The sequence below is a fragment of the Acidaminococcus sp. AM05-11 genome (assembly GCF_003472805.1).
In the GTDB taxonomy this organism is placed as follows: Bacteria; Bacillota; Negativicutes; order Acidaminococcales; family Acidaminococcaceae; genus Acidaminococcus; species Acidaminococcus hominis.
Genome location: NZ_QRMX01000002.1, coordinates 126,311 through 151,342 on the forward strand (window position 1 = coordinate 126,311; position 25,032 = coordinate 151,342).

Consider the following 25,032-nt stretch of genomic DNA (forward strand, 5'->3'; position numbering starts at 1 on the left):
TTCTCTAACAATGATATTAGACCTTCTTCTTTTGGGGAAACAGCCACAGGCTCAGGAGCATTACCACCGCAGCCGTAAGAATTCCCAGGGAAGTGGCATTCAAGATACCAAAGCCCTTGCCCCCATGAAACAGCTGGAGTCCCAGTACCAGGGCCACCCCAAGGCCTGCGGACAGGAAAGCGCCCTTGGTGGAAGCCCGTTGGGTAAACAGGCCAAACAGGAAGGGGGCTGCCAGGCTTACAGTCATTAGGCTATAGAAAATAGCCAGAGCCGTAATGATGTTGGCCATAAAGAGAGCCACAAAAATTCCCACAATGCCGCAGAGCACGGAGATTTTCCGGCTGACGCTAAGCAGTTGCTGGTCGGTAGCCTGGGGCCGGAAGAAGGTCTTGTACAGGTCCTTGCTTAAAGACGTGGCCAGCATATACAGCACCGTGTCGCAGGTGCTGACTTCTGCGGCAAAAATAGCCGACAGGGCCAGGGCCGAAATGCCAAAGGGCAGCATTTCCTTCATAACCTTGGGCAAAGCCAGTTCCTGGTTGCCCAAATTGGGGAACGCCGCATAGGCGCACATCCCAATCAGCATGGGCAGGAAAGCAAAAAGCAGCTGGACAATGCCGTTCAGCAGCGTGCCCACCTTTACGGCGTGTTCGTCCCTAGCACTGTACACCTTGCCAATAAGGCCCGGAGAAATACAGAAGGCCGGGGTCAGCATCAAAAAGTATCCCAAAATGGCCTGGTTCCCCATCCCGTTCCAGCTAAAGTAGGAGGCCGTTTTGGCCGCACTGCCGGTATTTTGGCTGACGGCCTGGACCAGGCCCTGCCAGCCCCCTACGTAAGCCAGGGCATAGGGTACCGCAATGCAGAAGCCCAAAAGGATTACCGCCAGCTCAATGATATTCACGATGGCTGCGGATTTCAGGCCTCCGGCGGAGAAGTACAGGGTCACCACCACGGACGCGATGATAATACCCAGGGTCCGGTCCACGCCGGCTGCCACGTTGAGAATCCAGGCGATGCCCAGCAGCTGGCCGGAAAACAGGGCCAGGGTGCCAATGGCCATCAGGGTGGAGGTTACCCCCCGGAAAGCCGGAGAATACCGCAGGTCCAGGTAATCCCCCATGGTAAACAGATTGTGCTTTTTGGCCTGCCGCCACACCGCAGGGCCCACCACGTAGGCCAGAATCAGGGACCCCAGGCCGCTGCAGCCAATCCACCACCAGCTGGAGGCGCCAAAATGGTAAGCCAGGCCCGTCACCCCTACGGTGGAACCGGCGCCAATATTGGCCGCAATCAGCGTAGTAAAAAGCAGCCCGGAGCCAAAGTTTCGGCCGCCTACAAAAAAGTCGGAAGCACCTTTTACGTGCTTGCCAATCCAATACCCCAACAAAATCAATAGTGCAGCATACCCAACGATTACTGCCAAATACCAATTCACTGTAGCCACCTCACCAAATTCTGGAATATTCCCAGTCCATCTTTCACAGCTTCAAAATTCAACAAACTTCATTGTACTTTACTTGCCGGAAGTTGTAAAGAAAGGTTACCCAGCGAAAGCCAGTTTTCCCGGCAAAATTCGAATATTTTTCAGAAATTTTGATTTTTCCCCGCACGGGACTAGTTGTCAAAACGCACACTTTGGTTGATAATAAAGAAGACGAATACTTTAAAGGAGGCAAATTTTATGCTGCAATTTCATTATATCCACCATTCCTGCTTTACCCTGTCCGATGGTACCACCACCCTGCTGTTCGACCCCTATCTGGAAGGCAACCCCGAAGGCCTGACCCCCAAGGACATCAAGGCTGACTACATTCTAGTAAGCCACGCCCACGGGGACCATCTGGGCTCCGCCTACGAAATCGCCAAGAACAAAGATGCCCTGATTATCTCCACCGCTGAAATCGCCCACGCTGCGGCGGACCAGGGCTGCCGTTCCCACGGTATGCATATTGGCGGCACTCATGAATTTCCTTTTGGCCACGTACGGATTACCCCTGCTTTCCACGGCAGCGGCATTGCCGGCGGCCACGCTGCGGGCTTTATCGTCACCTTCGGCGGCAAGACCGTCTACTTTGCCGGAGATACCGGGGTCTTCTCCGATATGCAGCTGCTGGCCCGGCTGGAGCAAATCGACTACGCCCTGCTGCCCATCGGTGACAATTTCACCATGGGACCCCGAGATGCCCGGGTAGCTGCCCAGTTCCTGGAAGTCCCCTATGTCATTCCCATCCACTATAACACCTGGCCCCTGATTGCCCAGGACCCTGAAAAGTTCAAGAAATCCGTAGAACTGAAGACCGAAGGCAAAACCCAGGTCATCATTGTTCCCTTTGGCACCACCCGGGAACTGGACTAAGAAAACAGGAACCATACAAAGCTAAACATTCAAAAAAAACGACCTGCGAATCAACCTGATTCGCAAGTCGTTTTTTTATGGCACTTTAGGCTTTGGTGCAAAAATACTGATAGGGACAATAGGAGCAGGCCTCGGTCCGCACCGGGAACGCCGTCTCCTCATCCCATTCACTGAGGTTCTTCAGGAGAGCCCGAAGTTTTTCCGTCTCGGCTTCCCTATCCTTCAATTCCCAAATACTGTTGTTTTGGAGAAAATGGAGCTGGGCCCAGGCCACGGTATAACCTTTGTACAGGGTTTCTGCCGCCAGGGCGTAGATGGCCAGCTGACGGGTATACCCCTGCCGTTCCTCCCCGTCCACTGGGGGATGGCCGGTCTTGTAGTCCACAATCCCCAGCTTTTGGTCCGGCAGGAATACCAGCTTGTCGATGCTTCCCTGGAACCAGATTTCTGTCTGCCCCAGCGTAAACAGGTTCAGGTCGAAATCCCGTTCTGCCTGAGCTTCATAACCTTCCAGATTGGTATACAGCGGACTGGCGCAGTAGCTGCCAAGCAGTGCTCCTCCGTCTTCCCGCATATACCGGCGCTTTTCTTCCGACCAGTTCTCGTTTTCTGCCAGAGCCAGTTCCAAAGCTTCTTCCTGGGGCAGGGTATTCATCAGCTGGAGCACCCGGTGGACAAAGGTCCCCAGATCCATAACGGACACCCGGTGCTTGCCGGTTCCCGTCATTTCCACTTCCACCGGGGGCATATGCCGCTGGTAGTGATAGTAATAGCTTCTGGGACAGGTATCATACTCCAAAAGGGCCGAAGCACTGAGCCGCAGGGCCTTGGGAAAGGCCACCGGGGCAGCCTGCTGGTAAACCTTGGCGGGCACCTGAGGCGCAGAATGCGGCACCTGCCGCTTTGCCAAAATGCCTTCCTCCGTGAGGATACCCACGGACTCCACCGGGCATTCATCATAGGCGACCTTGCCGGCTGCAGGCCCCTGGGGGCCAAATACCCGGAGTAGGGCACTTCCCCATTTTTCCTGGGTGGCTTCCTTTACAGGCTTTTTCTTTATTTCTTCAATACTTACCATATACAGGTATTTTTCTGCCCGGGTCATGGCCACATACAGCTGGCGTTTCTTTTCATTGAATTCCAGGGCTGATTTTTCCCTGCTCAGCAGGGTATAGATACCGGTATTCTCCAGCACTCCTTCTGCATTGGGTACCCGCACCCCAAAGGCCGCCTGGGGAATGAACTGGATTCCCAGCTTATCTGCCGGTGCATTCTGATCCAGGTCCGGCAGGATAACCGCCGGGAATTCCAGGCCTTTGGACTTGTGTATGGTCATAATCTTCACGGCCTCCGGATCCGCTTCCTGGTTGGCATCACTTTCCCGTGCCCCCAGCGCCCGCATCAGCTGCAGCCGCTGGAGGAAATCCTGGACACTGCTGCCCTGGTTCATGGCTGCTTCCGTGCCCAGGGTCCGCAGCTTACGGTAGTTGGCCAGCTTTTCCCGGCCCCCCCGCTGGGAAAGCAGCAGGGGTTCCGCCTGAAACTCCTGATTCAGGCAGTCAAAGAATTCCGGCAGGGACTGGTACAGCGCCATTTGCCGCAGGGTGTGCAAGCTAGCGGCCAGTTTTACCTGCCGGGGTTCCAGGGCTTGCTGGAGAGCTTCCCACAGGGTTAACTCCGGGTAATCCTTTACCAGTTCCCCGATTTCCGGGTCGGACAAGCCGCCCCAGGGGGAACGCAGGAATCCCGCCAGGGCCCAGTCCTTCCGAGGATTGAGCAGACAGGTCAGCAAATTGATGACGTCCACAATTTCCTGCCGGTCGTAGAAGCCCTTGCCGTCGCTGACCTGGCTTTTGATACCCAGAGCATCCAGCGCTTCTTCATACTGCCGGGACAAACGGATTGCCGGCAGCAAAATGGCCACGTCCCCATACTTTAATTCCGGGTGGGAAGCCACCAGCTCCTGGATGGCGGCTGCCACCCACTGGGCTTTGACCCGCTGGGCAGCCCCCTTGTCCGTTTCGGATTGCTTCTTCAGTACCATAAAGCGGGGCAGCTCTGTAGGAGCCTGGTGGGGCGTCAGGGACTGGGCCTGGACGTCCGCCGTCTCGTCGGTACCCAAAAGGTCCTCAAACAACACATTGCAGGCTTGGATAATCTCTGGAGCTGAACGGAAATTGTCGTCCATAATGATGTCTTTGCCGCCGGAAGCCACAATGGCATCCCGCACCTGCTTAAAGACGCTGACATCGGCACCCCGGAACCGGTAGATGGACTGCTTGGCATCCCCTACCACAAACAGATTGTTTCCCCGCAGCACCTTGGCGTCCCCACCGGACACCAGGTAAACCAGACGCTTTTGTTCCTCGTTGGTATCCTGGAACTCGTCCACCATCAGAAACTTGAATTTATTCCGGTAGGTGCGCAATAGTTCCGGATCTGTGCCCAGCAGCTTCACTGCCTTGGCGGAAATATAGGAAAAGCTGTACATCTCCTGCTGCTCCGCTGCAGTAAACAGGTACTGGTCCAGCCGCTCCAGTACGGTCTGCCACTGGGCCGCTTGGGCAAGGCCCGCCCGGTTCAGGTCCAGGTCCAACAGGGTACTCACCGTCTCTTTCAGCTTTGCGGCAAAGTCTTTGATTGCGCCTGCCGCCCGAAGACCTCCCACAGCCTCTGCCAGCGTTTCGTAATCGCCTTTGGCAATGGCCTCATGAAGGGAGTCCCGCTGTTCTTCCAGCCGCAGGATAAGTTCCTTGCCCTTGGGGCCTGCTGTGTCCTTGACGGCAATAAGGTCGTCCAAGGCAGACTCCGCCTCAAGCTTCAGGTCTTCTTCCTTGTCCAATTCTTCCTGATAGGGCCGGGACAGGTCTCCCAGCGCCAGAATATCCGGCAGCGCGTCAATCAGCAGCACCAGCATTTCTTCCAGCCGCCGGGGACCATATATATCCAATAGGCCGAAAAAGTCTTCGTTTTCCCCTTTCAGCTCCTGATCCATAAAGGTATGGACGGCCTCTTGCCTAAAATCTGCAATTTCATATTCTTCCCGCACGGCAAAGCCAGGGTCCATTCCCGCTTCCACCGGATTTTCCCGGATAATCCGGGCACAGAAACTGTCGATGGTGGTAATGGACGCATGGTCCAGCTGATTCAGCTGCTCCTGCCAGTACTGCTGCCGCTGGGGGTCTGTGGCTTCCGCCAACCGGTCCAAAATTCCCTTCTGTACCCGCTCCCGCATTTCCCGGGCGGCCTTCCGGGTAAATGTAATGGCCAAAATTTCCTGGGCAGAGGCTTTCTCCTCCTCCAATATTTTCAAAAACCGTTCCACCAGCACCCGGGTCTTTCCGGAGCCGGCCCCGGCAGAAACGGATACGTTCCGGCCCAGGGTGGAAATGGCTTCCTGTTGTTGTCTGGTAAAATCTGCCATGGTTTTCACTCCTGTTCCTGTTCACTGCTTTTGGGATTTTCCGAAATCCGGCACACATCCTTGGCCGGACAATAGGGCGGACAGCTGCCGTAAGGGGCTGCCGGGAAAGCTCCCTGCCGCAGGGCCCGCACAGCCTTGTCGATTTCTGCAAAAGCCTTTTCCATACTTTCCTCCAGCTTGGGAGCCCGGGACCTGGCCAGATAGTCCAGGTACTTCTTGGCCTCTGGCGACCAGGTTCCCCCTTCCCGCTTGCCGGAACGCAGGGAGCAGTAGCCCCCGCCCAAAATATTCTGCGGGTCAACAGGCCCCAGTTCCATCAGGGCTCTTGCATAGAGGGGCAGCTGAACGGCTTTCCCGTCCTTGATCTGGCTCCCGCTGGGGTGCTGCCCGGTTTTATAGTCCAAAATGGCGTAAGTTGTTCCGTTGGTATCAATCCGGTCAACCTGGCCGGAAAAGTATACGGGCTTGTCGTCCACATACCGGCACAGGGCACGCCAAGGGCTGTCCTTGCGGCCGAAACTCCATTCCAGCTTGGAAGGCAGCAGGCTGCTGGTTTGCTCGTATTCACATTCCTGCTTCAGCCAGTTGCTCAGCCAGCTGCCATAGACCTTGCGCAAATGGGGCAGTAGACTGGATTGGGAAATCTTGCCGCTTTGCACCAGCGCCTCAAATTGGTCCGCAAAAACCTGCTGCAGTTCGTCCCGCAGCTGGGGCAGGTCGCTGAAGCTCAGGGCCTTGCTCAGATGCCGACTCAAGAACTCCGCCAGTACCGCATGGAGCAGGCTTCCCACCACATCAGGACCGGGGTAGCCCGTCTGTTCCTCCCAGGGTTCCATTTTCCACACATTGCCAAACAGATAGGCAAAGGGACACTGAAGATACACATCAAGCCCCGAAGCGCTGAGCCGCAGGGGCTCCTTCAAGATTCCCGGCACCGTGCCGTTCCAGGGACTTTCCGGGTCCTCCCAGCGTTTTTTCCCGGTGGCCGCCCGCTGGGCATAATCGCTGCCCAGCCGCTTAGCCAAAAAGGCCTGTTCCTTGAGAGCCAAAGCTTCCTGCTGCATCAGCAGCTGTTCCAGCAGGGCCTCGCTGGCGCAATTGTCCAGACTGTCGTAAAAAGTCTGGGGCACCAGGGAGCCTTCGGCGTACAAATTCAGCAGTTCCTGGATATAGGGAGAGGGACCCCCTTCCTCGTCCCGGTACCAGCTCAGATACAGGTCCTGGGCAGCAATAGCAGCCGCTGAGGCAAAGAAGAACCGGTCCGCTTCCAGGCTGCGGCCGGACACCGCCAGTTCCACCCCCAGGCCGTTGAGTTCCGTGCGTTCCCCGTCGTTGTACAGCCAGCTTTCCCGCTTTACGGAAGGAAAGAGCCCGTCCCGCAGGCCCATAATGAACACATAGGGATAGGAAACCCCCTGAATATCCCCGGCTTCCATGACGCTAATGCCCTGAGGATTGCCTTCCTTGAGAATCAGGGTGGCTCCCTTTAGGGAATCCTGCCAGAATTCCAGAAGCTGGGCTGGGGTTACGGCGGCAGCCTTTTGACCGCAGTCTTCCCAGGTCCGCTCCAGCATTTCAAAGGTATGCTTCACCAGCTCCACGGCATTTCCCATCAGCTTTACCTGGGCCAGATCCACTTTGCCAGCCTGGTGCAGGCTTCCCCACCGGCCCATCAGGTTCCACCGGTCCAGCAGGTCCTGCATGCCCTCCTGCCATTCTTTGGCCGTATGGTCTGCCTGGAAAAAAGCCAGGTCCGTCCAAAACTCATCATTAATCCGCCGTTCCCGCTTTACATGGGAACGCAGTGCCCCAGCCCGTTCAAAATACAGCTGGGTATAGTCCTGCTCCAGGGCATCCCGCTGGCAGTCCCACAATAGAGGCAGCAGGGTGCAGCGAAACAGGTTCTGCCAGGCTCCCTGGTCCTGAGGTTGGCTGACAGCCTGGAGCAGCTTGGTAATCAGGTCCGGCAGGGGTTGGCTGGCCGCGCCAGTAACCGTAGGCATGGTGGTTTCCAGGCCGTACAGGGCAAAGGCCCGGGCAAGGCCGGGATAATCACTGGTGCTCCGCATCAGGAGCAGGATATCCTGGGGCGCTGTGCCGGACTGAAGTTTTTTCTTGATTTGGGTCAGCACCAGGCGCATTTCCTGCTCTGGAGTCCCTGCCTCTGCCAAATGGATATGCTCTGCTTCCGGCCGGGAGTAGTCGCTGCCCCGCCAGTTCTGGGCAAAAAAGTCCAAATCCGCTGGCCGCTGAATTTGGGGGGCTTCCTTTAGGTCTGCAAAACCTGCTCCCACCAGCTGGGCATGGATATTTTCCGTTACGGCGCTGAGTTCGGGCCGGGAAGGGTCATAAAAGAGCCCTATTTCCACGTCACACAAATCTCCCAACGCTTCAACCAGTTCCAATTGCACAGAGGAAAGCTGGTTGAATTCGCTGATATAGCATTTCTGCCAGGGCACCGTACCTCCCTGCTGCAAAGCTTCTACCGCCAATTGGTAACGGCCGGACAGGTCGGTAACCTGCTGCTCCCGGAGCTTGTTCACAAAAAGCAGGTAGATCAAAGCCATTTCCCGGTCCTTTTTGCCCAGTTTTCCAGGCCGTCCCCAGCTGACCAGAATCTGGTTAAACTGTTCCGGGGCCAGGCTGTTTTGGGCAAATTCGTTGAACAGATTCAAAAGACTGTCCAAAAAGCCTTTTTTCTTCACCAGCTGGGCAAAATAGGACACCTGTCCCCCTTCTACCGCCACTGCCAGGGCTTCTTCCAGAATTTTCTTCTGGGCCTGCCGGGAAATGCGGCGCAGAGGAGTTCCTTGGGTATTTTCTTTCAAGATTTCTCCGGCCAGGGCATCCAGGGACAGGGTTTTCACCACACCCCGGGCCTTTACCAGATGCTCCAAAATCCGGTTGGGCACTAAATACAGTACCTCCCCATAGGGATATTGGGCGGCGTCCGCCAAAAACTGTTCCCGCAGGGTTTCCCCCAGGGACAGCGAATACAAGCGTTTGGTCATAACATTTTCCTTTCTGCTTGAGTGCAAATAAATTCAGATACAGCAGGATCATCAGGTTTCCGTTCTATTGTACCCAAATTAGCCTAGGGGAACAAGTCCGGGGGCAGAATTGTACGTATTGTGTTAACCTCTATTTACGAGGAGTTTACTATTTTGCTATAATCATTCTAAAATTCTCATCAATCAATCTATTTTTACCATGATTCTAAAGGAGGCTTTCTATGCACCATCACCCCAAACCCCATACCGTTTGCAGCGCCGCTGCCCTGCTGACCTGTCTTCTTCTGTCCCCACCGGCCTTTGCCGAGACAGGAGCCCACGTGTACTCCCATGAGCATCGGGAGGTTCGTACCACCACCCAAAGCTCCAGCCGCGAAGTTACCCGGGAGACCACCCGCAGCAGCGGCACCCATACCAGCACCACGGTCCGCAAGGACCGGCTGGGCCCAACTTTGGGCACGATATTGTTCCCCCGTTTGGGGTCTTCAGGAACCAAGGGCCGTTCCTCCGTTCTAGAAAAAATCACCGATACCATTCCTCTGGAGTCCCGGGAAAAGGGCATTTTGGCCGCTTTCCAGGGGGATAACGGCAAATGGGGGCTGTTAGACCTCAAGGGCCAGGAAGCCGTGCCGCCCCAGTACAAAAGCATTGGTCTAGGCAATAACGGCACCTTTGCGGTCACCGGCAAAAAGGCTGTGACCGCCATTACGGCTGACGGCCAGCCCTTAGCGGCAGACAGTCCCGAGCTTCAGCAAACAAAACCTCCTGGACTCTATTCCTTCAAAAAAGACGGCAAATACGGGTTTCAGGATGAAACCGGAAAAACCGTTCTGGCACCGATTTATAAGGACGTAATTGCTGGTTTTCAGGCAGGCATTGCCTTTGTCAAAATGCCCGACGGCAAAAAAGCGGCCATCAATTCCCAGGGCCAGCTATTGTATCTCTTGCCCTACGACCGGGTATTCCCCTTCCAAAATGGACTGGCAGAATACCAGCGGGACGTCAGCGGGTTTAACTGGGCTTCCGTCCTTGGTATTGTCGGCGCCGTTCATTTTGGCCTGGGCTACGACCCCCAGACCAACGGTCCCCTGACCCGGGACGGGGTAAAGCGGGGCTATATCGACCGTTCCGGCCAGATTGTCATTGACAGCCACAACGATTTCGTTTACCCCATGACCCCCTTTGGCACTTTTGTGGAAGACAAGGGCCAAACCATTTTCGTAGACCGGACCGGAAAGCTGCTGTACGGCCCCGGCAAATTCCATATTGCCGAAGATACTGCCTGCCAGACCGAAGCCCTGGCAAATGGCCAATTGTCCCTGGTGGACGAAAAGAGCAAAAAGATGGGGGTGTTGGACCTACGCAGCGGACAGCTGATTATTCCTTACACCTTTGAGGAAGCTTACTTCCTAGGCAGTGACCGGTACCTGATCCGGGATGGGCAAAGCACCCTACTGGTCAGTGGTACGGACGGCAAAGTCCTGGCCTCCTACCCAAAGAAAGCCAAGCTCCTGCCCTACGGCACCAGCCAGGTAACCTGGCTGATTCAGGACAAACAGTACTCCCTGGTGGATGCCAATGGTCAGGTGGTCTACACTGCCCCCAAGGACTCCATCACCACGGCCGGCACCTTTCTGAAGATCTTTTCCCTTGCCAAAAGCGGCGGCCGGTACGGCATAATAGACACGGCTGGAAAATGGCTAGTCCCGCCCCAATACAAAAACCTCACCTGGGTTTGGTAAACCAGTAAATAAAAAAAGGACTGTGAAAAATGAACTTCATCTTTCACAGTCCTTTTTGCAGTTTGTGTCATTCTCTACTGCCGATGGGCCAGCCGCATCAGGGTGCAGCTCAGGGCAATCATACCGACGCCTAAAACCAGCTGCCGGTTCAAAAGGGCCAGGCAGCCAAAGCCCAGGGCCAGCTTGGCCAAATTTTCTACCTTCATAGGACCATCTCCCTCACGGCAAAACCAGACCATATCTCTAAGGTTACTTTTCGCCGTCTGACAGGGGAAATCCTGCTGAAAATCAGTACACGCCCAGTTTTTCCAGGCCCATGCCAATGCCAAACACCACTACCAGGGCAATGATGCACACCTGGGTCAGCTTTTCTTCCCGGGGCGGCGGCAAAAAGAATGCGAAAGTATCTGGACGCTTTTGGGCCAGCAGGTACCAAATGCAGATAATCAGTTCTATTACGCCAATAATTTGGGGTATGCTCATGAAAGTCCCTCCTCCAATTGTTCAGAAGTATACACTAAGCGTATTTCTTCCCGTTGTCAAGGCATTTCTTGGGGCTAGATCAGGATACCCTGGAGATGGTCCAGTTCATGCTGGATAATTTCCGCCGTGAACCCCTGAAAGGTCTTTTTCTTCTTTTTGAACTGAGCATCCCGATAGGTCACTTCCAGGGTTTCGTACCGCTTGCAGGGCCGGACCCCGGACAGGGAAAGGCAGCCCTCTTCTGTGTCGTAGGCCTTGGGGGAATGCTTCACAATTTCCGGATTGTACATGACCACCGTATGGTTCCCCTCCCGAAAAACAATAATGGCCTTATTTACGCCAATCATGTTGGCTGCGAGGCCTACACAGTGGTCCAGATGGGCTTCCAGGGTATCCTTCAGGTCCTGGGCTACAGCTGCGTCTTCCTTGACGGCCGGAACGGCCTTTTGCTGCAAAAAAATAATATCCCGGATAATTTCTCGTACCATAATTTACTCCTTACGCAGAAATGCGGTATTTTTGCCATTTATCATGATATAATAATACTATCAAGATAAACCTGGCAAGTTTCCTCTATTATAAGCTAAGAAAGAAGGTTTGCAAATCATGGCACATATTTTATGCATTGCAGGTCATCCCCATCCGGAACAATCCCTGGCCAATGCCGCCATTTTGGCAGAAGTAGAAAAGGCCGGTCTGGACCTTACCGTAGAAAATCTGGCAGAAACGGGCGGCCAGTGGGACATTGCCGCCGAACAGGAAAAGGTCAAGGCCGCAGACGTACTGGTCTTCCAGTTTCCCTTTTATTGGTACTCCTACCCTGCCCTTTTGAAAAAGTGGGTGGAGGAAGTATTGGCTCACGGGTTTGCCTACGGCAGCACGGGAACGGCCCTAAAGGGAAAGGATTTCTTCCTGTCCTTTACCACCGGCGGCGCCAAGGATACCTACCGCCCCGGAGGCGTCCAAAACCGGCCGGTAGAAGAATATCTGTATAATTTTGATCAGTTGGCGCTCTTTACCGGCATGAAGGCTCACGCTCCCTTTGTGACCTACGGCTGTATGTACGTTCCTGGGGTCAGTGCTGAAGCCGACAAGGAACGGATTCTCAAGGACTGCCAGGCCAGTGCCCAGAAGTTAATTGCCGCCCTGGAAAAATGCTGAAGGAATTTTCTCTTTGACGCCCCTTTGCGGGCGTCTTTTTTTCCAGTTTCTTACCGGCTGCCAATACCCAAAATGTTCCAGCTCTAACGAATTGCCCACAATTTCGGACAAATGTTTGAAATTTCCGGGAAAAAGCAGATTCCTGCTTTACACAGTGCTGGAATCATGTTACATTTTAAATTATACGTTACATAAAACAGTATTCTTTTGCTTAAGGGAGGCAATACTATGATAAAGAAACGTGTTGTAGGTGTAGTTGGGGTGGGCCATGTAGGTGCCCATGTAGCATTCTGTCTGGGCATGATGGGTGTAGCCGACGAAGTTCTGCTGTGTGATGTAGAAGAAAAGAAAGTAGGCGCTGAAGCCAACGACCTGATGGACGCCATGATGTTCATGCCCAACCACACTACCTACCGGGTAGTGGATTATGCCGGCCTGAAAGACTGCGACGTGATTGTCAATGCCGTAGGCGATATTACCATCTGCCGTTCCTTCAACCGGGACGATGAACTCTCCAACAGTGTCCGTCAAGTGGCTGACTATGTACCCAAAGTCATGGCTGCCGGCTTTGATGGGATCTTTGTCAATATCACCAATCCCTGCGATGTAATCACCCGGCTGATTGCCCGGAAATCCGGCCTGCCCAAGGGCAGAGTCCTGGGCACCGGCACCATGCTGGATACCTCCCGCCTGGTTCATCAGCTGTCCGAAATCACCGGTTGGGACAGCAGAGGCTTCTTTGGCTTCATGATGGGCGAACACGGCAATGCCCAGTTCACGCCCTGGTCCCAGGTTACCTTCTTCGGCCAAAGCGTAGATCAAATTGCCGCCACCGAAAAGTTTGCCTTTGACCATGAGAAAATCCAGCACGATGCCATTCAAGGCGGCTGGATTACCATGTCCGGCAAGTGGTGCACCGAATATGGCATCGCTTCTGCAGCGGCCACCCTGGTACGCACCATTTTCCACGATGACAAGCGGATTCTCCCCTGCTCCGTAGAACTGGACGGGGAATACGGTGAACGGGATATCTTCACCGGTGTGCCCGCAGTAATCGGAAAGAACGGCGTAGAAAAGGTGCTGGAATTCCAGCTGCCCGAAGCAGAAATGCAGACCTTCAAGAAATGCGTAGCTACCATCCGGCAAAATATTGCCAAAGGCAACGCCATTTTGGACGAACTGCACTAAATACAGCAACAAACAAGCCCCTGGAGCCTAATGCCTCCAGGGGCTTGTTTGCGTTAAAAAGGACCGCACCAAACGGTACGGTCCTTTTGCAGTTTAGCGGTTGGCTCTTAATAAGCTTTGGTCATGGCGCCATCCAGCAGAATGGTCTGGCCGGATACGTAGCTGTTGGCTTCGCTGCACAGGAAGGCAGCCAGCCGGCCGTATTCGTCCAAATGGCCATAGCGGCCCAGAGGGAAGCTCTTCAGGTCGATTTTTTCGTAATCTTCCACGGATACCCTGCCTTTTCGGCTCTCATTGCATTGAGTTTCAGAATCCGGTCGGTACCAATCCGGCCCGGTCCGATGACGTTGACCAGGATATTGTCGGGACCTACTTCCCGGGCCAGGGTCTTGCTCATGCCCACCACGCCCATACGCATGGTATTGGACAGAATCAGGTTATCCAGGCAGTCCTTGACGGAAGAAGATGTGCTGTTGACAATGCGGCCGCCGCCCAGTTTTTTCATAGAAGGCAGTACCGCACGGATAGTGCGCACATATGACAGCAGGCACATGCCAAAAGCCTTTTCCCAGTCTTCGTCAGAGAAGTTCACGAAGGGGCCGGGTTTGGGGCCGGGGCACATATTCACCAAAGCCCAGATGTCACCCAGGGTGGCGATGGTGTGTGCTACCAGTTTGTCGATATCTTCAGCTTTATTTACATCGCACAGGTAGGCTTCCGGACGGTTGCCGGTTTCCTTTTCAATTTCATCCTGGGCAGCGTACAGCTGTTCCTTAAAGGGTTCTGCGGTGCAGATCATCACCTTGGCGCCTTCCCGGGCCATTTCCGTAGCAATACCCTTGCCCAGGCCGGCAGCAGAAGCCATACACAAAACAACTTTTCCTTTTAATCCTAAATCCATAGTTATCCTCCTATTAATTCAACAGTTCGTTTATTCGTTTCCGTTATTCTTTTTCCGGATGGATTTTCAAGTCCACAACAGGGTTCACCAGGGCTCTCATTGCAAAGCCCTTGGGTCCGTAAATCCGGCATTCTGCCTGATCCCCATCCACAATGTGGAAAGCTCTGGGGGTACCGGTGGACAGCACGTCCCCAGCATACCAGCCCTGAATCTTGCTGTGCAGGGAAATCAGTTCATCCGGCTGATGCATCATATGGTCCACTGTGTTCTTGGCGTGGATTTCGCCATTATGGACGCTTTGGATTTCCAGCTTCAGCACATCGGGTACTTCGTCCGGCGTAACCAGTTCAGGCCCAAAGGAGAAGAACGTAGGGAAGTTTTTCACGATGGTCAGGTAACGGGGGTTGCCTGCCAGGAAATCATTGCCCTTCAAAATGGATTCTTCCGTCATGTCCAAAATGGTGGTGTAGCCCACAATAGCGTCCTGCCAATCGGCCTTTTCCACATCCCGGCAGTCCTTACCCAGGATAATGCCCAGTTCGGCTTCTGCCGTGGTCTTTTGGGCTTCCTTCAGTTTGGGAAGCTTAATCTCATCGGCAGGTCCCACCAGGGTATCTGCCTGTTTGAAGAAGCTGCCAGGGAAACCGGTAGGAGGCGCACTGCCAATATCACCAGCGTGATCCCGATAGTTCAGGCCAATGCCGAAAATCCGTTTGGGATTCCGGTACAGAGGGCCGTACACCACCTGGTCTTGGGGAATGACCCCAGGAATGGTTTCCAGTTCGGCAGCACCGCCGGCATTATACCATTTGGTCAAGCCGGGAATCTGACCGGCCTGAATCAGACCCATCAGATCTTCCTTCCAGGCAGTCCCCTTGGCTGCATTCAATTTAGCAACGGGCAGAACGCCTGTCTTGGTTACAATCCCGGCCACTTCCTGGCCTTTTACTTTCACAGTTGCAAAACGCATGGAAATTCCTCCTTAGTTTTTCTGCAGAGCAGCCACAGCTTCTTTGAGCTTCTGGCAGCCCTCCACAATGGAATCATAACTGGCGGCAAAGGACAGCCGCAGGTACCCTTCCCCGCCGGGGCCGAACACGTCACCGGGAACCAGGGCGATCTTGGCATTTTCCAGCAGATAGGCAGAAAGCTCTGCGGATTTCATGCCCAGAGACTTGCAGTTGATAAAGATGTAGAAAGCGCCTTTAGGGCATTGGCAGCTAATTCCGGGAATGGCATTGATGGCTTTCACCGCATAATCCCGGCGGCGCTTGTACTCTTTCACCATTTCTTCTACTTCGTCTCCTTCCTGATTCAGGGCGGCGGCGCCGGCCACCTGAACGAAGTTGGGGGCACAGGTTGTATTATGTTGATGGAATTTGTTCATGGCAAGAATATATTCTTCCGGGGCGGCCACGTAGCCCAGCCGCCAGCCGTCCATGGCATAGGCCTTGGACATGCCGTTCAGGGTAAAGGTGTGTTCCTTCATGCCCGGCAGGGAAGCAATGCTCACATGTTCGGCGTCATCGTAGAGCAGCCGTTCGTACACTTCATCGGCTACTACCATCAGATCATTTTGGATGGCAATGTCCGCCAGCTGCTGCAGCACATCCCGGGTCAGCACGCCGCCCGTAGGATTGTTGGGAGTAACAATGACAATGGCTTTGGTCTTTGCCGTCACTTTGGAATGGATTTCCTCAATGTCCAGCTGATAGCCATTTTCTTCCTTCAGACTATAGGTTACCGGTTTTGCGCCCAAAAGATTGGGTACGTTGATGTAATTTAACCAAACCGGATCCGGCACCAAAATTTCATCTCCCGGATTCAGCAGGGTGGCCAGCACGGCCATTACGGCCTCGGACAGGCCTACCGTCACCAGCACTTCGGTGGGTTTATAGCTCACCTGGTTTTCCCGAAGCAGCTTGGCTGCAATGGCTTCCCGCAGTTCCATCAGTCCAAAGTTGGACGTATAGTGGACTTTGCCGGCTTCCAGGGCTTCCCAGGCAGCCTTTTTGATATATTCCGGCGTATCAAAATCCGGGCGGCCCAATTCAAAATGGAGCACCCGTTCCCCAGCCCGTTCCATGGCCAGGGCTTTTTCATTTACCTTACGAATTCCGGAAGGAGCCATCCGGTTCATACGTTCTGCAATCTTCACAGTCATCTTGATTCCTCCACTCAAACACCAGATTCGGACAGCTCACAATTGCGCCGGTTTTGGTTTGATGGTATGATTATAAAATTGATGACAGGGTTTTGTGAAATACGTAAATGTATATCAGCCTATAGGTAAATTTGTATAAGGGGGACAAAAATGGCCGATTATAAAGAATATGTACACGCCGTGTACCAGGAAAAAAGTTTTTCCAATGCCGCCAAGAAACTATTTGTTTCCCAGCCCTGGCTTAGCGCCACCGTCAAAAAGGTGGAGCAGGAAATTGGCTTTCCCATCTTCAACCGGAGTACCAATCCCATTTCCCTGACGGAAGAAGGCCGGTATTATATCCGTCATATCGAACAAATTATGGCCCTTGAAAAAGAAATGGCCCAGCATTTCAAGGAGCTGCGGGAGGGGCAGAACCTGCGGCTGCACATTGGCAGCTCCATGTTTTTCTGTACCTATGTGCTCCCCAGCCTGCTGGCCGAATTTCAGGCCCAATATCCCCAGGCAGTGCTGTCCTTTACAGAAGGAACCACTGCCAACCTGGCCAAACGGCTGTTAGACGGGAAACTGGACTTTTTCCTGGAGGCAGAGGATCCGGCCGATCCCCAAATCACCACCCAATCCTGGGCCACGGAAGAAATCGTCCTGGCAGTCCCTGCCCAGAATCCCCTGAACCAGGAGCTGCGGCCTTACGCCTATTCCTTTACGGACTTTCTCCAGCGGGAAAAGCCCCAGGTAAAAAGGCCTCCGGTCCCCCTCCGGGCTTTTCAGAACGAAAGCTTTCTGATGCTGAAATCCGGCCATGACATCCATACCCGCAGCGTGACCCTGTGCCGGAACGCCGGTTTTAACCCAAAGGTATCCATGTACCTGGCCCAGATGATGACTGCCTACTACCTGGTCTGCGAAGGCCAGGGCATTACCTTCCTCCGCTCCACCATCCCGGAATACGTAACACCCACGGACTCCGTGGTATTCTACCAGCTGGAGGACCCGGCTGCCCTTAGGACCATCTATCTGTCCTACCTGTCCCAAGGCACCAGTACCCTTGGCCGAAAACTTATCGATTACGTTTGGAGCCGGAACCTTCTGGGCAAATAAAACTGTCTGCAAAATGAGAAAAGACTTGCCGCCCCGCTTTGGGGGCCGGCAAGTCTTTTTGGTTTCTGAAGCACAAAATAGCTGCGGTTTGCGTTATTGGCCGTAGGCAAGCAGGGACTCTCCTTTGCGTACGCCTAAGGCAACAGTTTGGTACAAAATCACCCCGTCATACTGGGCCCGCACTTCCTGGAGGAGGCTGCCGGTCAGGGTTTCCAGCTTTCCCAACAGTTCTCCCTGGGAGATGGTTGCGCCCGGGCTTTTTACCGGCTGCCAAAAGCCTGGAGCCTCTGCTTCCACATAGGAGGCCCTGCACAATTTTCGCTGAATCTGGGGCTGTACCCTGCCAGGTAAAATAGCCAGGTGCTGCAGCAGTGCCCGTACGTCCCGGCAGGCGTCCTGCACCTCCCCTTCCGACCAGGCTCCCCTGCCGCCCCGTTCCAAAAGCAGGGAAGGGATATTTTGCTGCACGGCCCAGCTGTACAGCCCATTCCGGGCCTGGGAGGGTACTTGGTACGGGACCGCCAACACCTGGGCGGCTTTTTCTGCCGCCTGATTTACAGCTGGCGTTCCTCCGGCCGGAACAAACACCAGGGGTTCCAGTGCTTCGTTCCAGTCTCCTCCGTGCAAATCCAAAAGGAAGTCGGCTGCCGGATACAAAGCGGCCTCCAGGGCCCAGGCCAGCCGGGCTGAAAGGGAGCCCTCCGGATTTCCCGGAAAGGCCCTGTTCAGGTTGAGGCCGTCCTCCGGCACCACCTGCTTGCTGCCTGCATAAAAGGCACTGGGATTCGCCAGCGGCAGCAAAACAACACTGCCGGACAGGGTTTCCGGGTCCAGCTCCTGGGCCAGCCTGCGCAGGGCCTGGATGCCCACATACTCGCAGCCGTGAACTCCGGCTGTTACCACAAGGGTTTTTCCTGGCTTTTTCCCACAAAAGCAAAAAGCGGTTAACGGCGCAGCTCCCGGTACCGGAACCGCCGCTGGTTTCTGCTCTCCGGGCAAAAGTTGGGTTCCGCAAAAAATCATACGGCCTCCTCCGCAGCCCGGTCTTCCAACGGAATAATGGCTTCCAGCAACTTCCTAGCATAGGGGTCCCGGGTACTGCCCAGTTGTTCCACCGACAGATATTCCGTTACCCGGCCCCGGTACAGAAAGAGGACCTCATCGCACAGATAGGTAACGGACGTCAAATCATGGGTAATAAACACATAGGTCAGGCCCAGTTTCCGTTTCAATTTCTGCAGCAGGTCCATTATCTGCACCTGGGTATGGGCATCCAGGGAAGAAATGGCCTCATCAAAGAGAATCACTTCCGGCTGGCAGGCCACAGCCCGGGCAATGCACACTCGCTGCAGCTGTCCCCCAGAAAGCTCATGGGGGAACCGGTCCGCCAGGGCGGCGGGCAGCCCGGCCAGCTCCAGCAGCTTGGCCGTTTCCTCCTCCCGCGCGACCTTATGGCCTTCCCGGCGCTCCCGGACCCTCAAACCTTCCCCGATAATATCTTTTACCCGAAAGCGCGGATTGGCCGAGGTGGTATAATCCTGGAACACTATGCTCAGCTTATTCTGCAAATTTTTCCTCCCTGCCCGGGATTCGTAGACCGACAAATCGTCCCACAGTACTTTTCCCTGATCCGGCTGCAAAAGGCCGCAGAGCACCCGTCCCAGGGTGGATTTCCCGCTTCCGGATTCGCCCAAAATCCCCAGGCAGGTTCCTTTCTGCACCTTTAGGGACACATCAAACAACACCTGCTGCCGGCTATGCCCAAACAGCGTATTTTGCCGTTCCCGGCGAAAACTTACGGATATATTTTTTAGCTCAAGCATATCCCTGCTCCTTTCCTTTACCCTGCAGCACCCTTTGGTACCGTTCCATAACCTCTGCCCTTTTTCCCACCAAAAGCCGCGTGTAGGGATCTTTGGCGTGGTGAAGAATCTGATAGAAACTGCCCCGGTCCACCACCTGGCCCTGGCTGAGCACCACCAGCCGGTCTGCTACCCGGGAAATGGCGTTCAGGTCATGGGAAACAAAGACCAGGGCCGTTCCCTTCTCCTCCTTGATTTTCAGCAGCTCAGCCAAAATTTCCACCTGGGTTATGGCATCAATGGCGGTAGTGGGCTCGTCGGCAATCAGAAGCGCCGGCTCCAGGGCCGCTGCAATGCCGATCATAATCCGCTGCAGCATTCCTCCGGACAGTTGGTGGAGATATTTTTCCAGCACTTCTTCCGGCTGGTGGATGCGCATTTTTTCCAATACTGTCAGGGAGCGCTCCCGAATCTCTCCCTTTCTCCAGTTTCCGTGGGCCGCAAAGGTTTCAGCCAGCTGGCTGCCAATCCTGTACAGCGGGTCAAAACAGGTCATGGGGTTTTGCAAAATAATCCCCACCTTGCCGCCCCGCAGACGGCGCAGCTCTTCACTGGACTTGGTAAGCAGCTCTTGCCCCTGAAACTGGACGCTGCCCGTTACCTGAAAGCTGCTGTCCAAAAGGCCCATGGCAGCTTTCAGGGTCAGGGACTTGCCGCTGCCGGATTCCCCCAGAATGCCCAGGCATTCCCCAGGCGCCACAGAAAAGGAAACGTTTCTTACCAAGGGAACCAGCAGCCCCTTCCGGCCTTTTAGCTGCACCTCCAGGTTTTCCACCTGAAATAGGGGTTTCATGATTCCACCTCCTTTGGATCCAGCACATCCCGCAGGGCATCTCCCATGAGATTGAAACAGCATACCAAGGAAACCAGGGCAACGCCCGGCGCCAGCATCTGGATGGGATTCCGAGTCAATACATCTTTGGCCTCATTGAGCATGGCACCCCATTCAGGAACCGGTGCCTGCACTCCCAGCCCTAAAAAGGACAGGGTGGAAATATTGATAATCGCCCAGCCCACGTCCAAGGAAGCCAGCACCGCCAGGTCGGAAGTAATGGAGGGCAGCAGGTGGCGGAAAAGGATAAAACGCTCCGGCATACCCACACAGCGGGAAAACTGCACAAAATTCATATCCCGATACTGCATAACCCCAGTGCGGATCATCCGGGCATACCAGGCCCATTTGATGAAGATATTGGCAATAATCACATTCTGGACGTTAATACCCAAAAGCCCGACCACTGCAAAAACCATAATCTGGCTGGGAAAGGACAGCATCACGTCCACCACCCGCATAATGACCTCTTCCACCACACCCCGGAAATAACCGGCCATAATGCCCAGCACAGCTCCCAAGCTGATGGTTCCCAGCATGGTCAAAAGGGCCAGGCCCAGGGTGGGCCGAATGCCGTAAATCAGCCGGGAGAGGACGCAGCGGCCCAAATGATCGGTACCCAGCGGATAGGTCAGGCTATAGGGCCGAAACTTTTGTAGGATATTGGTGACATAGGGGTCATGGGGCGCCAAAACCGGAGCCAATAAGCCAATCAGGGCAATAAGCAGTACAAAAGCCACGGTCAGCACCGCTGCCCGATTGTTCCAAAACCGTTTTCCCATGGTTAGACCTCCCTTCTGAGTCTGGGATCCGATACCGTTTGCAGCACGTCGAATACCAGATTAAAGACCACAAATAAAATTCCAATAAACAGCACATAGGTTTGAATTACCGGCAAATCCCGGTTAAAGATGGAGCTGATGCACAACGTACCCAGCCCCGGCCAGGAAAACACATTTTCCACCACAATGGTTCCGGCAATCATCTGGGGAATGCTCATTCCCATGGCCACAATGCAGGTATGCATGGAATTTTTCAGGATATGCTTCACCAAAATGGCCCGCTGGGGCAATCCCCGAACCTGGGCATAGAGTACGTAGTCCCGCTTCATATTTTCCAGCATATTGTTGCGAATCAGCCGGATGTAGGTGGAAATATAGCTCAGGGCTACCGTAAAGGCCGGCAGAACCAAATGCTGCCAGGTACCATTCCCATTAGTAGGCAGCAGCCGCAGCTTGACGCTGACGCCCCACATCAGCAGCAGCCCCACCCAATAGGCGGGCATGGCAGTGGAGATAAAGACCAGGGCCCGCATGCCCCGGTCGAACCAGCCATCCTTGTACACCGCACACAGGAACCCAATGGGAATGCTCAGCACCAGTACAATCACAAAAGACGCCGCCGCCAATTGGAGGGTGGCCGGCAGGCAGCGGGCCAGTTCCCCAGCCACCGTCCGGGCCGGGTTTACATAGCTGACGCCAAAGTCCCCTTGCAGGCAGCCCAGTACCCAGTCGGTATAACGCACCAAAAAGGGTTTGTTCAGGCCCAGTTCGGCTTCTGCCTTGGCAATGGCCTCAGGGGTAATGATGGGGGTCTGCTGGATGCGCAGCACCACCTCCGCCGGATTGGAGGGGATCAGGTTGATAAATACGAAACAGACAAAAGAAATGGCCAAAAGCAGCGGAATGGCCATCAGCAGCCTGTGGATTACGTAACGTTTCATGGTATTTTCACTTCTCTTTCTCTCCTTACAGCAAGAAAGCCGCTCCTTGCGAAGCGGCCCCCTGGATTACTCAAAATACATACTGGCAAAATCTACGTCGTATTGGTCGATGCCAAAGTGGACACCCTTCAATTTGGACGTATAGAGTGCCTTGTTGGTTTCATAGGTCAGCGGCAGGTAGACCGCGTCCTCGTGCAGCCGGGTCAGCACAAACTTGTACAATTCCTGCCGCTTGGCTTCATCGGTGGACGTGAGAATATCCGTAATGGCCTGGTCAATCTCTGCCTTATCTGCCAGCCCCTGCTGGGTTGCAAAGTCCCCGTACACCGGAGCCCGCATGGCCGCCAGAGAAGACTGGGGATCATAGGGCATGCCCCAGCAGATATTAAAGACCATATCGAAATTCCCGGCCTTCATATTATCCCGGTAGGACTGTTCTTCCTCCCCATGGATATTAAGAGCAATGCCCAGTTTCCGATACTCACTTTGGAGATACTCGGCAATGGTTTTCTCCGTTACACTGTCACTGTTGTAGAGCAGATCCAGTTCCAGTTTCTGGCCGTCCTTGGCCCGCAGCCCATCGCTGGCCATAACCCAGCCAGCCTGGTCCAGCAGCTGGCCCGCCGCTGCGGTATTATAGGCATAGGGCTCCAGCCCCACATTGCAGTAAGGAACGGTAGGGGAATACAAGGTATCCGCCGCCGGTTCCAGTCCGTAAAAAATACCCTCTGAAATGGCCTTCCGGTTGGTGGCGTGCTGAAGGGCTTTCCGAACCGCACTTTCCCCTAAGATTTCATGGGTGGTATTGAAGACAATGTGCCGGGTAGAGGTGGGATTGGACAGCTGGGTGGTAAATTTATCGCTTTTCACATACTGGCTGATGGCATCTGCATCCAACATATTCTTGCCAAAAATCAGGTCAATTTCCCCATTTTCCAGCGCCATGATCCGGGTTTGGTTATCCGGAATGACCTTTACAGTAATTTTCTTCAGGGCCGGCTTCTTACCCCAGTATTTTTCGTTCCGTTCAAATACAGCGTATTCGTCAGTGACAAAGTCTTTCAGTACATAGGGCCCCGTCCCAATATAACTGGTTACCCCATCCTTGGTGCTGCCGTTTTTCATGCTTTTGGGGGAAATCATGGCAAAGGGCCGGATGCAGGCCAATTCCGTCAGCATGGGATAATAGGGCTCGCTCATTTCAATAACAAAGGTATCCTTGTCCGGAGCAGAAACACTGGTGAGCAAATTCATCATTTCCAGCCAGGTATGCCGTTCCCGGTTTTCCAAAATAGCATTAAAGTTGGCCAAAATGGCGTTGGCATCACAGGGCGTTCCATCGGAGAAGGTAACCCCCGGACGAATCTTAAAGGTGTAGGTCCGCCCGTCCGGACTGATAGTCCAGCTTTCCGCCAGACAGCCCACATACCCCTTTTCCGTATTGGTCACCAGGGTATCGTACAGCATGGACTGGGCGTACATCTCCCCAGCGTACAAATGGGGATTCAGGTTCCGGATATCCCGGTAATTGACGTACACCAATTCATCTTTCTTTCCGCCTGCCGTTTTGCCTGCCCCGCCATCGGCACCACAACCCGTAAATGCGGTCAGCAGCAGGACGCCGCCCAGCAGCGCCACCAAAATTTGTTTTTTCATAAGGACCTCCTGACAAATGTTGCGTACATATCATACTTTGTCAGAATACACTGGTTAGTCGAAACTTACTAGGCCCGAATTTTTTATAGAAATCTATAACGAATCGTTATACCCTATAAAATCTTTGCCAATTCCTGGATCAGCCACTGGGCTTGGGGAGACAAGGGCCGCTCAGGGTCCTGCACATACCCCAGCTGAAGAAAAGGCTCACAGTTCTCGATGGCAAGGGGCTTGATGGCATACTGCTCATAGGGCTCGTGCATAAAATTAAGCCCCAGACTGCAAACATCGGTGTGCAGCAGCATATCAATCAGCAAATGGTCACTATTGGTATAAACCACGTTCTGCAGCAATTTAGGGTCAATGACCCCCATGCTCACATGCTCCAAATGGTGCTCCATGGAGAAAAAGTCCCGCACGCCCCGCATAAACTTCAGCTTGTGCAGGTCCGCAAAATCCACACTGTTTTCCTGGTACAAGGGATGCTTGGGCCCCACATAGACGCAGATGCTTTTTACGCTCAGCGGGATAAATTCCAGCTTCTTGTGGGACAAAATATGCTGGAAGGCCGCTGCCTGCTTTTGGGCCACATAGACAATCCCCACTTCGGAAATCCCCTGCTGTACCTGCTCCGTAATTTCTTCCACCGTTCCTTCGTGGTGTTCAATATGAATGTCCGCCCCCCAGGTTTTGTAGAAATCCACCAAAAGCCGGGCCACCATATTGCTGGGATAGGTGGATACCCTGAGGCTTTCCTGCTCATCAGGAATGGCCAGGGAAGCAATGGTAGCCGTGGTTTTCAAAATCAGCCGGGCATATTCCAGCACGGTCTTGCCATACACCGTAGGCTGCACCCCTTTGCCGCTGCGAATCAGCAGGTTTCTCCCCAGCTCATGCTCCAAAGTACGTATGGTCTTGCTTACATTGGGCTGGGTCGTATACATACAGGCCGCAGCCTGGGATAAACTGCCTCGCTCACAGGCAGTGACAAAAATCTCCAGTTGTTTGATGTCCATAGGTCACGCTCCTTGTATTCCGGGAGTTTGTTTGTGCTAATCCGTTTTACTATACCGTTTCCTATAGATAATTGCAAGTTGCCTAAACGTTATAGGAATGGCCGCAAGCAAAACAGCCCAAAAAAGCCTGACCGCAGGTTCTCCCCCGCAATCAGGCTTGATACTTTCGGCACCTAAAATGGGCTGCCTTATCCTTTCGGACAGGCAGCCCATAGGGTCCCTATTTCTAATTGGAATGTAAGCGCAGCCCAGCCTTTGTCTTTTGAGGTGCCGGTCCATTTCGACCTAATGGGGCCCGGCGTTATAAATCGACTAGATGAAATAATAAAGGAGACTCAAAGCAACAGGGGCATGAACTGCAGGCTATAACACTTGCTGCGTGGGACTTGCAAACGGAATCCGGGGCTTC

20 protein-coding genes and 1 pseudogene are annotated in these 25,032 nt (G+C 54.1%); 5 read left to right on the top strand and 16 right to left on the bottom strand.

What is annotated here, in order from left to right:
- Window positions 1–16 precede the first annotated feature (16 nt).
- Entirely contained in the window at window positions 17–1,438 is a 1,422-nt protein-coding gene (locus DW089_RS01785; RefSeq protein ID WP_105325652.1) for a sodium:solute symporter family protein, read from the bottom strand.
- A 246-nt stretch (window positions 1,439–1,684) separates the two neighbouring features.
- Between DW089_RS01785 and DW089_RS01790 the strand changes: the two genes are divergently transcribed.
- On the top strand, window positions 1,685–2,359 hold the full coding sequence (locus DW089_RS01790; RefSeq protein ID WP_105325653.1) for a metal-dependent hydrolase: 675 nt from the start codon (window positions 1,685–1,687) through the stop codon (window positions 2,357–2,359).
- Between the two features lie 85 nt (window positions 2,360–2,444).
- Here DW089_RS01790 and DW089_RS01795 read toward each other — a convergent pair whose 3' ends face one another.
- The gene (locus DW089_RS01795; RefSeq protein WP_118286694.1) at window positions 2,445–5,783 is read right to left on the bottom strand and encodes an exodeoxyribonuclease V subunit beta; all 3,339 of its coding nucleotides are present in this window, start codon (window positions 5,781–5,783) and stop codon (window positions 2,445–2,447) included.
- Window positions 5,784–5,788: 5 nt separating this feature from the next.
- Complete coding sequence (locus DW089_RS01800) at window positions 5,789–8,794, bottom strand: PD-(D/E)XK nuclease family protein (protein ID WP_118286695.1); 3,006 nt, start codon at window positions 8,792–8,794, stop codon at window positions 5,789–5,791.
- Window positions 8,795–9,015: 221 nt separating this feature from the next.
- Between DW089_RS01800 and DW089_RS01805 the strand changes: the two genes are divergently transcribed.
- On the top strand, window positions 9,016–10,536 hold the full coding sequence (locus tag DW089_RS01805; RefSeq protein WP_118286696.1) for a WG repeat-containing protein: 1,521 nt from the start codon (window positions 9,016–9,018) through the stop codon (window positions 10,534–10,536).
- A gap of 74 nt (window positions 10,537–10,610) precedes the next feature.
- Here DW089_RS01805 and DW089_RS11700 read toward each other — a convergent pair whose 3' ends face one another.
- From DW089_RS11700 to DW089_RS01815, 3 genes are all read right to left on the bottom strand, one after another.
- Window positions 10,611–10,742: a hypothetical protein gene (locus DW089_RS11700; protein ID WP_255419926.1), complete on the bottom strand. Its 132-nt coding sequence runs from the start codon at window positions 10,740–10,742 to the stop codon at window positions 10,611–10,613.
- An 82-nt stretch (window positions 10,743–10,824) separates the two neighbouring features.
- Window positions 10,825–11,019 carry a hypothetical protein gene (locus tag DW089_RS01810; protein ID WP_105325657.1) on the bottom strand — a complete coding sequence of 65 codons (195 nt, stop codon included), beginning with the start codon at window positions 11,017–11,019 and terminating at the stop codon, window positions 10,825–10,827.
- A 74-nt stretch (window positions 11,020–11,093) separates the two neighbouring features.
- Window positions 11,094–11,507 (bottom strand): peptide deformylase, encoded by a 414-nt coding sequence (locus DW089_RS01815; protein WP_105325658.1) that lies wholly within the window; start codon window positions 11,505–11,507, stop codon window positions 11,094–11,096.
- 118 nt (window positions 11,508–11,625) lie between these two features.
- On the opposite strand from DW089_RS01815, the gene DW089_RS01820 reads away from it, so the two are divergent.
- The gene (locus DW089_RS01820; protein WP_105325659.1) at window positions 11,626–12,180 is read left to right on the top strand and encodes an NAD(P)H-dependent oxidoreductase; all 555 of its coding nucleotides are present in this window, start codon (window positions 11,626–11,628) and stop codon (window positions 12,178–12,180) included.
- 228 nt (window positions 12,181–12,408) lie between these two features.
- Window positions 12,409–13,368: an L-lactate dehydrogenase gene (locus tag DW089_RS01825; protein WP_105325660.1), complete on the top strand. Its 960-nt coding sequence runs from the start codon at window positions 12,409–12,411 to the stop codon at window positions 13,366–13,368.
- 107 nt (window positions 13,369–13,475) lie between these two features.
- On the opposite strand, the pseudogene DW089_RS01830 reads toward DW089_RS01825, so the two are convergent.
- The 3 genes and pseudogenes from DW089_RS01830 to DW089_RS01840 form a co-directional block, all read right to left on the bottom strand.
- Window positions 13,476–14,269 (bottom strand): annotated as a pseudogene (locus DW089_RS01830) (SDR family oxidoreductase).
- Window positions 14,270–14,312: 43 nt separating this feature from the next.
- Entirely contained in the window at window positions 14,313–15,239 is a 927-nt protein-coding gene (locus DW089_RS01835; protein WP_105325662.1) for a fumarylacetoacetate hydrolase family protein, read from the bottom strand.
- A 12-nt stretch (window positions 15,240–15,251) separates the two neighbouring features.
- Window positions 15,252–16,433, bottom strand: a complete 1,182-nt coding sequence (locus tag DW089_RS01840; protein ID WP_105325663.1) for a pyridoxal phosphate-dependent aminotransferase — start codon at window positions 16,431–16,433, stop codon at window positions 15,252–15,254.
- Window positions 16,434–16,583: 150 nt separating this feature from the next.
- Between DW089_RS01840 and DW089_RS01845 the strand changes: the two genes are divergently transcribed.
- A complete protein-coding gene (locus DW089_RS01845) occupies window positions 16,584–17,534 on the top strand; it encodes a LysR family transcriptional regulator (protein ID WP_105325664.1) in 951 nt (316 codons plus the stop codon).
- A 93-nt stretch (window positions 17,535–17,627) separates the two neighbouring features.
- On the opposite strand, the gene DW089_RS01850 is transcribed toward DW089_RS01845, so the two are convergent.
- The 7 genes from DW089_RS01850 to DW089_RS01880 form a co-directional block, all read right to left on the bottom strand.
- Complete coding sequence (locus tag DW089_RS01850; RefSeq protein ID WP_105325665.1) at window positions 17,628–18,557, bottom strand: M14 family metallopeptidase; 930 nt, start codon at window positions 18,555–18,557, stop codon at window positions 17,628–17,630.
- The gene (locus DW089_RS01855; protein ID WP_105325666.1) at window positions 18,554–19,357 is read right to left on the bottom strand and encodes an ABC transporter ATP-binding protein; all 804 of its coding nucleotides are present in this window, start codon (window positions 19,355–19,357) and stop codon (window positions 18,554–18,556) included. The genes DW089_RS01850 and DW089_RS01855 overlap by 4 nt, the downstream gene beginning before the upstream one ends.
- Window positions 19,350–20,189, bottom strand: a complete 840-nt coding sequence (locus tag DW089_RS01860; protein WP_105325667.1) for an ABC transporter ATP-binding protein — start codon at window positions 20,187–20,189, stop codon at window positions 19,350–19,352. Before DW089_RS01860 ends, DW089_RS01855 begins: the two co-directional genes overlap by 8 nt.
- Window positions 20,186–21,010, bottom strand: a complete 825-nt coding sequence (gene opp1C, locus DW089_RS01865; RefSeq protein WP_105325668.1) for a nickel/cobalt ABC transporter permease — start codon at window positions 21,008–21,010, stop codon at window positions 20,186–20,188. Before opp1C ends, DW089_RS01860 begins: the two co-directional genes overlap by 4 nt.
- A 2-nt stretch (window positions 21,011–21,012) precedes the next feature.
- A complete protein-coding gene (gene opp1B / locus DW089_RS01870; RefSeq protein WP_105325669.1) occupies window positions 21,013–21,951 on the bottom strand; it encodes a nickel/cobalt ABC transporter permease in 939 nt (312 codons plus the stop codon).
- A gap of 66 nt (window positions 21,952–22,017) precedes the next feature.
- Window positions 22,018–23,607 (bottom strand): nickel ABC transporter substrate-binding protein, encoded by a 1,590-nt coding sequence (nikA, locus tag DW089_RS01875; protein WP_118286697.1) that lies wholly within the window; start codon window positions 23,605–23,607, stop codon window positions 22,018–22,020.
- A gap of 113 nt (window positions 23,608–23,720) precedes the next feature.
- On the bottom strand, window positions 23,721–24,623 hold the full coding sequence (locus DW089_RS01880) for a LysR family transcriptional regulator (protein WP_105325670.1): 903 nt from the start codon (window positions 24,621–24,623) through the stop codon (window positions 23,721–23,723).
- Window positions 24,624–25,032: the final 409 nt, after the last annotated feature.